Source organism: Methylocella sp., assembly GCF_044226135.1.
In the GTDB taxonomy this organism is placed as follows: domain Bacteria; phylum Pseudomonadota; class Alphaproteobacteria; order Rhizobiales; family Beijerinckiaceae; genus Methylocapsa.
On the sequence record NZ_JBGAHM010000013.1, the window covers coordinates 25,719 to 39,601 of the forward strand.

Sequence of the window (13,883 nt, forward strand, 5' to 3'; positions counted from 1 at the left end):
CGCGCCGGATGGTCTCGCGCGCCAGAAGATCCGCCGCGAGGGCCGCCTGCGTCGCGGCGCTCGCGCTGCTTTGCGCGGCGGCGGCGCCGGCCTTTCCGCCGCCGCCCGCCCTGCCGCGCAATCCCGATCCGAACCGCCCCGAACAGGCGGTGGCCGCCGCGGATTTTTTGAACTCGCTCGGAATCAACATCGGCCCGTCGCCGCGCGTCAACGACCGCATTCCCGAATATGCGAAGATGATCCGCTATCTCGGCGTGCGCAATCTGCGCGGCTCGGCGAGCGACCCGACCGGCAACACCGCGCGCTACATGACGACGCTCGCCAACGCCGCCGACGCGAGGGTCATCTATGGCGCGCCGACGAAGGGCGGGACCGGCGAGCGCATGTATTCGGTCGAGCTGCCCGAAATCCGCGTGCTGGCGGCGGCGGGGCGCCTGCTCGCGGTCGAGGGGCCGAACGAGCCCGAGACATGGCCGGTGACCTATAACGGGGTCAGGACGGACAGGGACGTCAGCTGGCGGCCGCTCGCCGAGCTGATGCGCGATTTCTACGCGGCCATGAAGAGCGACCCTGCGCTGCGGCGCTATCCGGTGGCGAGCGTCTCGCACAATGGCGCGCAGCCCGACGACGTCGGCCTGCAGTTTCTGAAAATCCCCGAGGGCGCGGGCGCCCTGATGCCGGCGGGGACGACCTACGCCGACATGGCCAACATGCACAATTACGTCATCTGGAAGGACGCCGCCGAGCCCGTCGACAATGCGGCCTGGCACGCCGCCGACCCCACGGGCGACGTGCTCGGGCGCCAATACACGCTGCCGCAGGACTATGGAACGACCTGGCTGCGCAAGCACAGGGGTTATTCCGGCGCACAGCTCGCCGCCCTGCCGAGGATCACCACCGAAACCGGCTGGCCGAGCGACAACGGCGGCCTCGAGGCGTCGGGCAAGACGCTGCTCAACGTCTATCTGGCGCAGTTCCTGCGCGGCTATTCATACACGTTCATCTATCAGCTCAAGGACCAGGAGGGCGGCTTCGCCAACACCTTCGGCATGTTCACGGCGACGCGCGAGCCGAAGCCCGTCGCGCGCTGGGTTCATAATATGACGACCATTTTGTCCGATGGGTCCGCGCCCGCGGCGCCGGGCGTGCTCGGCTGGTCGATCGAGGGCGTTCCGAACGACGCCTTCGGCCATCCGACGGTTCACGCCTTTCTGCTGCAGAAATCCGACGGGCGCTTCTGGCTCGTCGTCTGGAACGAGCGCTGGCCGGCGAAACGCGACGAGATCGAGGTGCGTCTTGGGGCCGAGGCGCGCCGCGTGCGGCTCTATGACCCGACGCTCGGGGTCGAGCCGCAGGCGAAGTTCGAGTCCGTCTCCTGCGTCGCGCTGACGATGACCGACCACCCCGTCTTTCTCGAAATCGACCCGTAAGCCTGGCGGCGCGGGCCGCCTGGGCCCCGGCGGGCATGGAGCCGGCGAGGGCGCGTCAGCCTGCGGCCGCGGCCGGGACAGGCGCAAGGGCGTGGCCGGCCACCCGCGCATAGAGGCTGCGATGCTCGTCGACGACGGCGCCAAAGCCGCGTTCGCCGCGCGCCGCCTCGCAGGCCCGCGCGGCGCGCAGGATCTGCGACGGGTCGTCGATCAGGCTTTTGAGGCGGGCCGCCAGATCTTCGGGCTCGCCGTTCGTCAGCCATCCGGCGACGCCGTCCCTGACGCCTTCCGGGACGCCGCCGTAGCGCGTCGACAGCACGGGTCGCCCGGCCGCCTGCGCCTCGGCGATGACGAGGCCCGCCGGCTCCTCCCAGATCGAGGGCGCGGCGACGACGTCGACCTGCCGGTAGAAGTCGAGCGGCCGGACGAAGCCGAGGAAGCGCAGGTCGGCTTCGGGCGCGAGCGCCTTCAGCCGGCGCTTCGCCGAGTCCTCGGCCCGCCCCGCCAGCGCAAGGGTGACGGACCCCGGCGGAAGCAGCGCGATCGCCCGCGCCAGGTTTTCGACGCCCTTCTCCTGCGTCACGCGGCCGATGTAGCCGAGCGCGAGCGGGCGGGCCGCCGCCCCGGCGAGACGCGGACGCAGCGGCGGCGCGTCGATCCTTTCGACCGCATGGCGAATGACGGCCGTCATGGCGGTATGGCGGAACAGGCCGAGCTCCTGATGGATGTCGAGGATGCGCCGGCTCACTCCGATCACCGCCGACGGCGTCTCGCAGGCGCGCCTGCGGCGCGTCGTCAGAAGCCGGCAGTCCACGCAGCTTCGCGCGCAGGAGCGTCCATTCCTGAATCGGATCGAGCGCGGGCATGTGAGATAATAGTCGTGCAGCGTATGGACGACGGGAACGCCGCGGACGGCGGCGGCGTCCCACACGCCCGTCGTCAGGCCCGTGAGCGTATGGGTGTGGACGACGTCGGGCCTGAACGCCTCGATCCGGCGCGCGACATGGGCGGCGTCCCGGCGCCAGTCGTCGAGCGCGTGCCAGACGAGGCGTTTGAGCGCGTTCGGGCGGGCCGCCGCGAAAGGCGCATAGATGTTGTCGACCGGCGCCGACCGCACGACGACGCCGTTCTGGGTTTCGTCATGCGGCTCGGCGCGATGCGCGGCGCGGACGACTTCGACCTCGTCGCCCGCGGCCGCGAGGCCCTCGGCCAGAGCGCGCACGAAGATTTCGGCGCCGCCGACGATTTTCGGCTCGCCCGGCGTCGGATAGAGCGTGTTGATCAGGAGCGCGCGCATGCGTCTTTCGCCGGCAGGGGGCCGCGCGCCGGCGCCGCGGCGGCAAGGTCGAGGCAGGCCTCGGCGATGACGCGCGCCGAATTTCTCCAGCTGTAGAGTTTGACGCGCGCCCGCCCGGCGTCGATGCGTCTTGCGCGCCAGGCGCCTGCGTCGGCGACGGCCTCGCGCATCAGATGGGCGAGCCGCGCGTCGTCGGTCGGGCTGAAATAATCGACGGCGTCGCCGCAGACTTCGCGCATCGCCTCGGCGTTCGAGGACAGCACGGGGCAGCCGTTCGCCATCGCCTCGAGCGGCGGCACGCCGAAGCCTTCATAGAGGCTTGGAAAGATGAAGGCCGTCGCCGCGCGCATCAGGCCGGCGACCTCGGCGTCGGGCAACCGGCCGGGGAAGATCACATTTGCGGCCGCGGCCGGCGGCGCGGCGGCGCCGAAGACGCCGGCGTTGACCGACCCCACGGCGACAAGCTTCGCCGCGCCCGGCCGAAGCCTGCCGAGCGCGCGCGCCGCGACGGCGAGGTTCTTGTTGCGCGTCAGATTGCCGAGCGTCAGGAAGAATTTTTCGCCGCGCAGCCCGTGTCGGTCGAGCGCGCTCTCGTCGAAAGCCGTTCCGGCGTGGTCGGCGCCGTTGCCGGCGACGAGAATGGCCTGCGCGTCGAGCCCGAGCACGGCGGCGAGCTCGCGCCGCGAGAATTGCGAGACGGTGCCGATGCGGGCCGTGCGCGACAGGATGCGCTCCGCCATGCGGTGGAACGCGCCATAGGCCCGGCTGAAATGCTCAGGCCTCCGGAACGCCGCCGCGTCGTGCAGGATCACGAGATGGCGCGGGTGGAACAGCGGCCCGCTCATGGCGAGGCTGAGCGCCACGCCGCCGCGCGAGGCATGCGCGAAGGAGGTCTGGTCCCACAGATGGCCGGCGCGCGTCCCGATGGTTTTGAAGCCGATCGCGCGCAGCTTCGGCGCCGGCGCGCCGGGGGGCGCGAGCAGCATCCACTCCTGCCCGGCGTTGGCGGCGCCGGCCCTTTCGTCGAGCGCCTTGACGATCTCGTAAGCGTAGCGCTGCACGCCGCTCATCGGCTGCGTGAGAAAACGTCCGTTGATGTAGATGGGGCGCATGAGCCTAGTGCCGTGTGGACCAGAGGGATTGGTAGAGGGCTTCGGTTTCGTCGATCATGCGCGGGCCGTTGATGCGCGCGCTTTTTTCCTTCGACGCGGCCTTCATGCGGCGGCGCAGCTCCGGCGAGCGCGCGAGCGCCGACATCGCCGCGGCGAGGCCCGACGAGGCGCGCGTCTGTTCGACCAGAATTCCGTTCGTGTCGTCGACCGTGGCGCCGACGCCGCCGACGACGGTCGATATGATGGGCAGTCCGGTCGCCAGCGCCTCCAGCATCACATAGGGGAGGGCCTCATAGCGGCTCGTGACGACGAGCGCGTCGAAGGCCGCCATGTAGGCGCGCGCGTCGACGGCGCCGAGAATGGCCGCGCGCCCCGAAAGCCCCATCCTGCGGACCGCGTCCTCGACTTCGCCGCGCAGTTCGCCGTCGCCGATCATCACGCCATAGACCTGGCCCTGCGTGCGCGCCGCCTCGGCGAGCGCCTCAAGAAAGCGTTCGGGCGCCTTCTGGCTTGAGAGGCGGCCGACGAAGCCGAACACGACGTGGTCGGCCGAAACGCCGAGCGCGGCGCGCGCGGCGGCGCGCGAGGCCGGCGCGAAATCGGGCAGGCCGTTCATGATCATGTGGCATTTCGCGCGGGGCATGCCGACGGCGCAGGCGAAGTCATGCTCCTCGCGCGAGACGAGGATGATCGCGTCCGAGGCGAACCATCCGAGCCCCGTCTCGATCGTCTGGTAGAACAGCCGCGCCGGCGCCGGCGCGCCCGGATTCATCGAGGCGAGGGCATGCGGCGTGTAGACCTTCTTGGCCCGGCCCGCGGCCGTGAGCCGGATCAGCGCGCCGGCCTTGGAGCTGTGGCCGTGCACGATGTCGAAAGGGCCGTGCCGCGCGACCGACAGTTGCAGGGCGCGCGCGGCCGCGACGTCATGGAAGCCGACCGAGCGGTTCATGTCGACCCGCTCGACCGCGATCGGAAGCGCCTCCAGCGCCTCGGTGAAGGCGCGTTCGGCGCGAGCGTAGGACACGCCGGCCACGACCCTGTGGCCGCGTGCGGCGAGACCCGAGGCGAGATCCAGGAAATGACGGCCGGAGCCTCCGCCGCCCGTCTCCAGAGCAAGAAAGATATGCATTGGCGCGACGATCCATCCTGCGCTTTCGCCGCCGTCGCGGCATGCCGCCGGGCGCGGGCGTCCTCGCGATCCGCGGCTCGTGCCTTCTGGAGGTCGAGCATCGGGACACGGAGGCTTCCGGGCAAGCCGTGGAAAACACGCAGCCGCCGTTCGCGCGAAGCGCGGCTGCGTAGTCTCCGATCCTTGCCGCGCCGCGCCGCGCTGCGAAAATGCGGCCCGGCGCGGCGGCGTCCATGGTCCGCGCGCCGCAGGACGCCGGGAGCGCGAGGCACGTCATATGACATCTCTAATGAAGATCGCGGTCGGGATCGCGACGGTGGGACGTCCCGACATTCTCGCCGAGACGCTGTGGCGGCTCGGCGGCCAGATCAGGCGGCCCGACGCCGTTTTCGTGTGCCCGGCCTCGCCCGCGGACTTTTACGCCGAAAAGACGCAGGGCGTCCCCTACGAGCTGCGCCAGGTCGCCGGCCGGCGCGGGCTCTGCGCGCAGCGCAACGCCATCCTCGAAGCGGCGCGCGGCTTCGACGTGATCGCGTTCTTCGACGACGACTTCTTCGCCTCGCGCGATTTCCTGAAGGAGCTCGAACGCCTCTTCGCCGAAGAGCCCGACGTGGTCGCGGCGAGCGGGCGCGTCCTCGCCGACGGCGTTCTGGGGCCGGGCCTCGCGGTCGGCGCGGCGCAGGCGATCCTCGTCGACCATGAGACGCGCGCGCGCGTCCGCGACCGCGTCGACCAATATGCGGCCTATGGCTGCAACATGAGCTTCCGCCTGAAGCCGATCCATGAGCGCGGCCTGCGTTTCGACGAGGATTTGCCGCTCTACGGCTGGCTCGAGGACATCGACTTCTGCCGCCGCGTGGCGCAATGCGGCCGCATCGTCAAGAACCACGCCATGACGGGCGTGCATCTCGGCCACAAGGGCGGGCGCTCCAAGGGCGTGCCGCTCGGCTATTCTCAGATCGCCAATCCGATCTACATGTGCCGCAAGGGCACCTATCGCGTCGACCACGCCCTGCGCATGATGTCGAAGAATTTCGCCGCCAATTGCGGCAAGCTGTTCTGGCCGGAGCCGTGGGTCGACCGCAAGGGGAGGCTCAAGGGCAATCTGCTGGCGCTCGCTGATCTTTTGCGGGGGCGTCTTGATCCGCGCAAGGTCGTGCAGCTCACCGTGAAGGCGCGCTGAGGCGGGCGTTTCGGGCGGGAGCGCGCAAGCGAAAGGGGCGGCCTCCGGGCCGCCCCCGCCTTTTTCCGGCGCCCGCGCGGCGCGCCGTTCAGACCGGCGCCGCCTGCCCGACCTTGGCTTCGATGACGCCGCCCGTCGCCGCCGGCGGCCGCGTCGGCTCGGCGCGCGGGGCGCGGCCCTCGTCCCCGCGCGCAAGGCTGCGGGCGATCGCCGCGGCGAGGACGCGATGCTCGGGCGGCATGATCATCGACAGATGATCTCCGGGCACGGATTCGACACGCGCCTCGGCGGCGAAGCGCGACCACAGCCTGCCCGCCGCGCAGCCCTGATAGATGCCGCGCGCCGCCACGAACAGCGTCAGCGCGCCGTCGTAGAAGCGCGGCCTGTAGCTCAGGGCGGCGGCGAGGGCGTGGTCCTGCACCGCCTGCAGCAACGGCGGAAGGTTCGGATCGAAGCCGGCGAAGCGCATGCGGGTCTCGCGGTCGTAGCGTCGCAGGACATGCCGGGCGAGGCCGACGAGACGCCGTCCGGCGTAGCGCCAGCGCTCGTGGCCGATGCGCGCGAACATGCCGCGCGCATGCAGCCAGGCGCGCCGCGCGAGCGCCTCGATCCACAGCGTCAGGGGCCACCAGCGCTCTTCGAGCGGAGGATCGAGCAGCATCAGCGCGCCGATTTCGTCGCCCGCCTCGCGAAGGGCGCGGGCGGTCTCGATCGCGCAGAGCCCGCCGAGCGAGAAGCCGGCGAGGGCGTAAGGGCCGCGCGGCGCGACCGACTTGATCGCCTCGACATGAAAGCGGGCCATCGCGTCGATGCTTGCGAGCGGCTCGGCCTCGCCGTTCAGGCCTTTCGCCTGCAGGCCGTAGATCGGCCCGCGATAGTCGATCGCGAGCGCCAGCCGGCGCAGCTTCATGGGGCTGCCGTCGACCCCCGGGATCATGAACAGCGGCGGCACGTCGGCGCCGTCCTTGAGCCTGACGAGCGAGGGATGGCCGGCGCGCGCGGCGCGCGCCGCGAGCGCCGCCGCGAGCGCGCCGATGGTCGGGGCGTGAAAGATCTCGGTGATCGGCACGTCGAGCCCGAGCGTCTCCTTGAGCGTGAAGAGAATCCGCATCGCCGTCAGCGAATCGCCGCCGAGATCGAAGAAATTCTCGTCGCGCGCGAGCGGGCGCCGGTCGAACGCCTGCTCGAAGGCGAAGGCGACGCGCGCCTCGACCGAGCGCGGCTCGAGCGCGCCGCAAGCCGCGGCGGCGGGCGCGGGCGCGCGTCCGAGCGCCGGATGCGCCGCGATCGCGGCGAGGCAGGGCGGGTTGCGCAGGGCGTCGCGGTTGGCGGCCTCGCGGCCGTTGACCGCGTCGGTGGCGGCGCGCTCCGACAGCTTGCCGTTATGCGTCGCCGGAAGCTCGGGGACCTGCGCGATCACGTCGGGCACATGGACGGCGGAGGCGCGGCGCCTGATCGCGGTCTTGATCCGCCGCGTCAGCGCCTCGCCGAGGACCGCGCCGTCGCTGAGCGCGACGAGCAGCACGAGGCGCGTTCCGCCCGGCGCCTCCGGCCAGGCCTGCGCCACGGCGAGGCAGGCCGCGACCTCGGGCGCGCATTTCACCGCCTCATAGATCTCGACCGGGCCGATGCGCACGCCGCGGATGTTGAGCACGCCGTCGCAGCGGCCGTGCAGCCGCGCCCCGCCCTGCGGCGTGAATTCGATGAAGTCGCCCTGCGTCCAGGCGCCGGGGTTTCGGGCGAAATAGGTCTCGTGGAAACGCGTCCCGTCGGGGTCGTTGAGGAAGCCCAGCGGGCGCGAGGGAAACGGGTTGACGCACGCCGCCTCGCCGATCGGCGCGGGCAGGCCGAGCTCGCCCTGGCGGACGGCGCGCACGTCGACGCCGAGGCTGCGCGCCTGGCATTCGGCGGCGTGGACCGGCAGGTTGGGGCAGGGCAGCACGAAGCAGGCGGCGACGTCGGTCGAGCCGTAGACCGAGCGGATCGGCAACGGCTTGACGTTGACTGAAGCCCAGTCCTGCTGCGCCGCATAGAGCACCGAGCCCGCCGCCATCAGGCTGCGCAGCGCGTCGAGCCGCGTCTCGTCGCAGGGGCGGTAGCCGTTCGCCTCGCAGAGCTGCAGGAAGGCGGGGCTGGTGCAGAAGATCGTGACCGCCTCGCCGCCGACGATCTCCCAGACGGCGTGCGGCGCGACCACCGGCCGGCTGTTCAGCACCACTTCGGCGCCGACCGAGAGATTCGACATGAGCAAAAGCCAGATGACCCAGCCCGTCGACGTCTGGAAGAACACGCGGTCGCCCGCCCGCACGTCGAGATGCAGGCTCATCTCCTTGAAATTCTGGATGAGGACGCCGCCCGCGCCATGAACGACGCATTTCGGCGGGCCGCTCGTGCCCGAGGTGAACAGCGCGAACAGCGGATGGTTGAACGCGAATCTGGGCCAGGGTTTTCGCGCCTGCGGGGCTTCGGCGACGAGCCGGTCGAGCGTGTCGAAGACAACGCCGTCGCGCAGCGGGACCGGCGCGGCGGGCCGATCGCCAAGGCCCGGGTCGAGGCCGATCACGCGCGTCACGCTGGGCAGGGCCGCGACCACCTCGCCGACGCGCGCGAGGAGCTGCGCCTCGACGTCGGGATAGGGGCTGCGCAGATTGCAGAACAGGATCTCCGGCCGCGTCTGGCTGAAGCGCGAGAGGGTGGCGAAGGCCGCGAGATCCGTCGCGGTGAGCGACACCAGCGCGCCGAGCGCCGCCGCGGCCAGCATGGCGACGGCGGCCTCGGTCTCGTTGTGCGCGATGAGGGCGACGCGGGTCCCGGGGCCGACGCCCGAGGCGTCGAGCGAGGCGGCGAGCGCCTCGACGCGGCGGCGCAGCTCGCCGCGGGTCGTCGCCACGGTCTGGCGCTCGGGACGGCACGAACGCAGCGCCGGCCTCGAGTCGTCGTCGGGGCCGATGCGGCGCAGGAGGCATTCGGCGTAATTGAGGCGGAGGTCGGGGAAGAACTGCGCCGTTTCGCAATCGTCGCCGACGCAGACCCGGCCGGCGTCGCCCTCGTGCGGAAGCCGCGACCAGTCGAGCAGGCCGCCCCAGAAGGCGCGGAAGTCCTCGATCGCGAAGGCTTCGAAGTCGCGGTAGTCCGGAAAGTCGCGGCCGGTCCTTTCGCTCATGCGGCGCATGAAGGCCGAGAGGGGGGTCGCCGCGACGTCTTCGGCTGAGGGAGTGAACAGGGGCTGACGCTCGGTCATGCGAGGCTCCGTGACGCTTGGCTTCGCCGCGCCGGCGTTCTGGCCGGCGCGGCGTCGGGCGAGGGCGGCGCGGGGCGGCCGCGTCCGATCGGTCAGGCCCTGAACATCGCCTGCGCGGCGGCGTCGATGCGGTCGAGCGCCACCGCGACGTCCTTCTCGGAATGGACGGCCGAGAGATACATCGGTTCGAAATAATTCGGGTGGAAGTAGACGCCGGCCCGCTGCAGCGTGTGTTGCAGGGCGATGTAGGCGTCGGCGTCGCAGAGCGCGCGCGCCTGCCTGTAGTCATGGATCGCGTCCGTCTCCCGCGTGGTCAGGAACAGCGACAGCATCGGGCCCACATGCTGCACCACCGCGGGCCGGCCGGCGCGGGCGAAGATGTCACGCAGCCCCCCGGCCAGCATGTCGGACAGCGCATACATGCGGGCGTAGATGGCCTCGGCGTCGGCCTCGATGTGGTCGAGCACGGCTTCGGCCGCGGCCATCACCGTGGCGTTGCTCGAATAGACGCCGCCATGGAACACGGCGCCCTCGGCGATCGGCGCCATGATCTCCTTCGAGGCGCCGAAGGCCGCGACCGGGAAGCCGCCGCCGAGCGCCTTCGAGATGACGGTGATGTCGGGCCTGACGCCGTAAAGCTCCTGCGCGCCGCCGGGCGCGACCCTGAGGCCGGTGATGACCTCGTCGAAGATCAGCAGCGCGCCATGCTGGCGGGCGAGCGCTTGCGCGCCTTCGAGATAGCCGGGCTTCGGCGGGATCACGCCGGCGTTGCCCATGATCGGCTCCATGATCACGGCCGCGACTTCCGGGCCGTGGACGTCGAGGCATGCGGCGAGCGCGTCGAGGTCGTTCCAGCGCACGACGACGGCGTCGGGCATGCCGGCGCTCATGCCCTGCGTGCCGGGAATGGCCGGGCCGAACCCGCAGTCGGGCAGCATGGCGACCGGCGCGTGGTAGCGGTGGAAGACGCCCTCGCTCCAGCCGTGGTAATGGCCCTCGAACATCAGGAGCTTCGGGCGCCCGGTCACGGCGCGGGCGAGGCGGACCGCCGACGCGTCGGCTTCGGTGCCGGAGTTCGCGAAGCGCATCAGCTCCATGCCGGGGAAGAACGACTTGATCTTTTCGGCGACGCGCAGGTTGATCCTGGTGGGAAAGCCGAGCTGGCTGCCGCCGGTCTTGAGCTGCCGCGTCACCGCGTCGACGATCGCCGGGTTGCGATGGCCGAGGATCAGCGGGCCATAGGCCATGTTGAAGTCGACATATTCATTCCCGTCCGCGTCCCAGACATGCGAGCCGAGGCCGTGCTCGGCCACGAGCGGGATATGGTAGGAGGGCACGCGCATCGTGCTGCTGTCGCCGCCGGCGATGGCGCCTTTCGTGCGGCTCAGAATGTCCTCGTTGCGGCGCTCCGTCTCGCTGCGGAGGGACGGGCGGTCGGAAATGAAATTCATCGCAAACTCCTTGAAGCAATTCTCACGGTGTCGGAAGAGAGACGCCGTCCGGCGGGGGCCGTCATGAGCGTCGTCGGAAGGAGGGCGGAGCGGCCCGGAGGCCAGGCGGCGCCGGCGCTGTTATATTTTATACGTCATGACATATGCGCCGCGCCGGCGCTTTCATAGCCGCGGAAAATCCCGAGCCGACCATTCCGCCTTGAACGCGGCCATTGCGACTTTCCGGCTGCGCGCCGTTCGGCGCCGTCGCTTCGACGAAACGGGCGACGCGCGCGGCGATCGCGCGCTCGCAGGCCACTTCGCGCCAGTAGTCGAGCGTCTCCTGCGACTTGGCGGCGAGAAACGCGGGGTCGGAGAGACAGGCGGCGACGACGGCCGGAAGGTCGGACCAGTCGGCGAGCTCAATGCCTGGATGTCGCTCATAACACCAGGTCTTCGGCAGGGGCTCGCAGACGACGAGGCAGCCCGCCTTGCAGGCCTCGAAGAAGCGGTAGGTCTCATAGCTCGTGCCGCGCGGCGCGAGCGCGATCTTCGTGCGGCTCATCGTCCGCACGTAATCCTCCGGCGTCTGCACGCTCTCCCAGAAATCCGAAGTGGCGCGGAGCCGTCCCCTGAGCGTCTTCGGCAGGGCCTCGACGGCGCGCAGCATGGCGCGCCGGGCGAGAATTTTCGGCGGCGACATCAGGCGATGGATGAGCTTTTTGAAGCGGTCGTCGAAGCCGAGGCTGCCGAGAAAGGCGTAGTCGACGTCGCGCTCGGCCGCGGGCTTCGGGGCCGGGTCGAAGGTTCCGTAGACTCCAAGCGGGACGTGCAGCGTCTTGCGCTCGACCTCGCCGAGGGTCCAGCGCCGCGTCGCCGCGACGCATCGCGCGACCGACGTCAGGTGCTGCGCGTATTTGTAAAGGAAATGAACCAGCGCCGCCGCCCTGAGCCCGCTTGACGGCGCGCCGTCGAGGTAGACCGGCCTGACGCCAAGGCAGCGCAGGATGCAGCCGACGTCGCTGAACCATGCGCGATGCTGATAGGCTTCGTCGGCGAGCACGACGAAAACGACCTTCGGCCCATAGGCCGGCAGCGCGTCCGGCACGTGATAGGCGAGAAAGAACGTGTAGCCCGAGAGCGTCGTGCTCTCCTCGATCTCGCGGAAGACCGTGACGTAGAAATCCTCGCCGAGGCCGTAGTCTTTCGCCGCGAACGGGTCGATCGGCTCGGGCTCGCCGTCGACGAGGACATAGGCGTTGCGCGTTTGAGCCATGCGACCCTTCCGCTGATCGGCGGTGTGGCGCCGCGCCGGAGGCGACGCGGCTTGGACCGGGCCGATCCTCGCGGAGGCGGCGCGCCGGGCCAAGCTGCGGAAAACACGCGTTCGTGAGGCCGCACGCATGCGAGAGAAGGGCGGCCGGTCCGTAAATCCCGATGCTTGCCTCATGCGCGCCGGCATGGGGAAATGGCCGTGTCCCGCCGTGCGCGGCGGCTCTCCCGCAACGCCGCCGGCGTCGCTCACGCGCCCGAAGCGCCCGGGCGCCGTCCCGCTTCGGCCCGACTGACCACATGAGGCGCATCATAAAAGGCGGAGCAGATGGGCTATCCAAGCGTCGTCATGGCCGCCCTGCTGGCGATCGGGTTTTTCGGCGACGCCGGCCTGCTGTTCCGCCTGTTCTTCGCGACGAGCGCCTTCACCTCGCTGTCGCTGCTGCCGCCGGACGCGATCGGCGGCCTGTCGCTGCTGCCGCAGACCGTGCTCGTGGTGTTGCTGTTTGGCCGCATCGCGCTCGATCCGCGCCTTGGCGGACGGGCCGCGGCCTATGCGCTCGACTTCGACAAGTTCGGGCTGCTGTTCGCCTTTCTCGCCGCAGCCGTGGTCATTTCGGTGATTTCGCCCAATCTGTTCGCAGGCCAGATCCGCGTCATCCCGATCCGGCTCGAGGATGACTTCCAGACCGGCCAGCTCGCCTTCTCGACGACCAATCTGACGCAATGCGCCTATCTCGCGACGTCGGTTCTCGCCGGCCTGTCGATTTCGGTCCTGGCGACGCAGCCGGGCTTCCGCGACAAATTCGTCTCCGCGCTTCTCCTTGGCGGAATCGTCGTCGTGCTGAGCGGCGTCGCCGACCTCGTCTTCGCCGACTCCGGCGTGCTGAAGCCGTTCCGGAACGCCTCCTACGCCATTCTCGACAATTCGGCGACGCTCGGCGTGCGCCGCCTGATCGGGCTCGCGCCCGAATCCTCGACCTTCGGCTGGAACGGCGCCTTCTTCGCCTCGATGCTGCTGTTTCTGCGCCCCGCCGTCGAAAAGGCGCTGACCCGCGCCGTCATGCTCGCGACCGCCGGCGCGCTGGCGCTGATGGTCGTCCTGTCGACCTCGACGACGGGCTATCTGTGGCTGATTTCGATCGTCATGTGGTACTTCATCGACTTCGGCGTGCGCGGCTTCACGCCGACGCGCGACCGGCGCGCCTCGGCCCGCGTCGGCGCCGAGCTTCTGACGCTGATCTGCCTGCTGCTCGCGACGATCGCGGTGTTCGCCATGATGGACACGCTTTACGCGCAGCTGAGCGATTTTCTCGACGCCATCCTGTTCAAGAAGACCGCCACCGTCTCCTATCAGGCGCGCAGCTTCTGGAACGCGACCTCGCTGTCGGCCTTTGTCGCCTCGCACGGGCTTGGCGTCGGCGTGGGGTCGACCCGCAGCTCGTCGGGCTATGTCGCGCTCGCCGCCACGACCGGCGTCGTCGGCGCGTCGATCATCGCGCTGTTCATCACGCAGACCCTGATGACCAAGGGATATGACGAAAGCTCGGAGGCCTTCGTCAAGGGCGTGCGGCTCGCCCTCGTCTCGGCGCTGCTGCCCTGGGCGCTCGCCGGCAACGTCGATTTCGGCGCCAATATCGGCGCGATGTTCGGCGCCGTCATCGGCGTCGCGGCGGCCCGTCCGGCGCGCGCGCGCCCGCCCGCGCCGGCGCGGCGCGAACGGCTTGCGCCGGCGCGCGAGCCGGACCCGGCGCCGGCGCGGGTGCGGCGTTCGGCGCCCGCCGCCTGA

9 protein-coding genes are annotated in these 13,883 nt (G+C 70.5%); 3 read left to right on the top strand and 6 right to left on the bottom strand.

Annotation, left to right across the window (positions count from 1 at the left end; all coding sequences use genetic code 11):
* The first annotated feature begins 8 nt into the window (after nucleotides 1–8).
* Entirely contained in the window at nucleotides 9–1,430 is a 1,422-nt protein-coding gene (locus ACILRB_RS07945) for a glycosyl hydrolase (protein ID WP_395665760.1), read from the top strand.
* Between the two features lie 55 nt (nucleotides 1,431–1,485).
* Here the strand turns inward: ACILRB_RS07945 and ACILRB_RS07950 are convergent, their stop codons facing one another.
* From ACILRB_RS07950 to ACILRB_RS07960, 3 genes are read right to left on the bottom strand one after another with little or no spacing between them, the layout of a single operon-like run.
* Nucleotides 1,486–2,727 carry a glycosyltransferase family 4 protein gene (locus ACILRB_RS07950; RefSeq protein ID WP_395665761.1) on the bottom strand — a complete coding sequence of 414 codons (1,242 nt, stop codon included), beginning with the start codon at nucleotides 2,725–2,727 and terminating at the stop codon, nucleotides 1,486–1,488.
* Nucleotides 2,712–3,839, bottom strand: a complete 1,128-nt coding sequence (locus tag ACILRB_RS07955; RefSeq protein ID WP_395665762.1) for a glycosyltransferase family 4 protein — start codon at nucleotides 3,837–3,839, stop codon at nucleotides 2,712–2,714. The genes ACILRB_RS07950 and ACILRB_RS07955 overlap by 16 nt, the downstream gene beginning before the upstream one ends.
* Before the next feature lie 4 nt (nucleotides 3,840–3,843).
* The gene (locus tag ACILRB_RS07960; RefSeq protein ID WP_395665763.1) at nucleotides 3,844–4,968 is read right to left on the bottom strand and encodes a glycosyltransferase family 4 protein; all 1,125 of its coding nucleotides are present in this window, start codon (nucleotides 4,966–4,968) and stop codon (nucleotides 3,844–3,846) included.
* A gap of 277 nt (nucleotides 4,969–5,245) precedes the next feature.
* Here ACILRB_RS07960 and ACILRB_RS07965 point away from each other — a divergent pair, with 277 nt between their 5' ends.
* Nucleotides 5,246–6,151, top strand: coding sequence for a glycosyltransferase family 2 protein (locus ACILRB_RS07965; protein ID WP_395665764.1), 906 nt, complete (start codon nucleotides 5,246–5,248; stop codon nucleotides 6,149–6,151).
* Nucleotides 6,152–6,239: 88 nt separating this feature from the next.
* Here the strand turns inward: ACILRB_RS07965 and ACILRB_RS07970 are convergent, their stop codons facing one another.
* The 3 genes from ACILRB_RS07970 to ACILRB_RS07980 form a co-directional block, all read right to left on the bottom strand.
* Nucleotides 6,240–9,392, bottom strand: a complete 3,153-nt coding sequence (locus ACILRB_RS07970; RefSeq protein ID WP_395665765.1) for an AMP-binding protein — start codon at nucleotides 9,390–9,392, stop codon at nucleotides 6,240–6,242.
* A 92-nt stretch (nucleotides 9,393–9,484) separates the two neighbouring features.
* Complete coding sequence (locus ACILRB_RS07975) at nucleotides 9,485–10,843, bottom strand: aspartate aminotransferase family protein (protein WP_395665766.1); 1,359 nt, start codon at nucleotides 10,841–10,843, stop codon at nucleotides 9,485–9,487.
* A gap of 127 nt (nucleotides 10,844–10,970) precedes the next feature.
* Nucleotides 10,971–12,098: a hypothetical protein gene (locus ACILRB_RS07980; protein WP_395665767.1), complete on the bottom strand. Its 1,128-nt coding sequence runs from the start codon at nucleotides 12,096–12,098 to the stop codon at nucleotides 10,971–10,973.
* A 324-nt stretch (nucleotides 12,099–12,422) separates the two neighbouring features.
* On the opposite strand from ACILRB_RS07980, the gene ACILRB_RS07985 reads away from it, so the two are divergent.
* Nucleotides 12,423–13,883, top strand: coding sequence for a hypothetical protein (locus ACILRB_RS07985; RefSeq protein ID WP_395665768.1), 1,461 nt, complete (start codon nucleotides 12,423–12,425; stop codon nucleotides 13,881–13,883).

What these genes read in the sequence shown, in the direction of transcription:
- ACILRB_RS07945 (WP_395665760.1), top strand. Translation starts at nt 9, where the DNA reads ATGGTCTCGCGCGCCAGAAGATCCGCCGCGAGGGCCGCCTGCGTCGCG.
- ACILRB_RS07950 (WP_395665761.1), bottom strand. Translation starts at nt 2,727, where the DNA reads ATGCGCGCGCTCCTGATCAACACGCTCTATCCGACGCCGGGCGAGCCG.
- ACILRB_RS07955 (WP_395665762.1), bottom strand. Translation starts at nt 3,839, where the DNA reads ATGCGCCCCATCTACATCAACGGACGTTTTCTCACGCAGCCGATGAGC.
- ACILRB_RS07960 (WP_395665763.1), bottom strand. Translation starts at nt 4,968, where the DNA reads ATGCATATCTTTCTTGCTCTGGAGACGGGCGGCGGAGGCTCCGGCCGT.
- ACILRB_RS07965 (WP_395665764.1), top strand. Translation starts at nt 5,246, where the DNA reads ATGACATCTCTAATGAAGATCGCGGTCGGGATCGCGACGGTGGGACGT.
- ACILRB_RS07970 (WP_395665765.1), bottom strand. Translation starts at nt 9,392, where the DNA reads ATGACCGAGCGTCAGCCCCTGTTCACTCCCTCAGCCGAAGACGTCGCG.
- ACILRB_RS07975 (WP_395665766.1), bottom strand. Translation starts at nt 10,843, where the DNA reads ATGAATTTCATTTCCGACCGCCCGTCCCTCCGCAGCGAGACGGAGCGC.
- ACILRB_RS07980 (WP_395665767.1), bottom strand. Translation starts at nt 12,098, where the DNA reads ATGGCTCAAACGCGCAACGCCTATGTCCTCGTCGACGGCGAGCCCGAG.
- ACILRB_RS07985 (WP_395665768.1), top strand. Translation starts at nt 12,423, where the DNA reads ATGGGCTATCCAAGCGTCGTCATGGCCGCCCTGCTGGCGATCGGGTTT.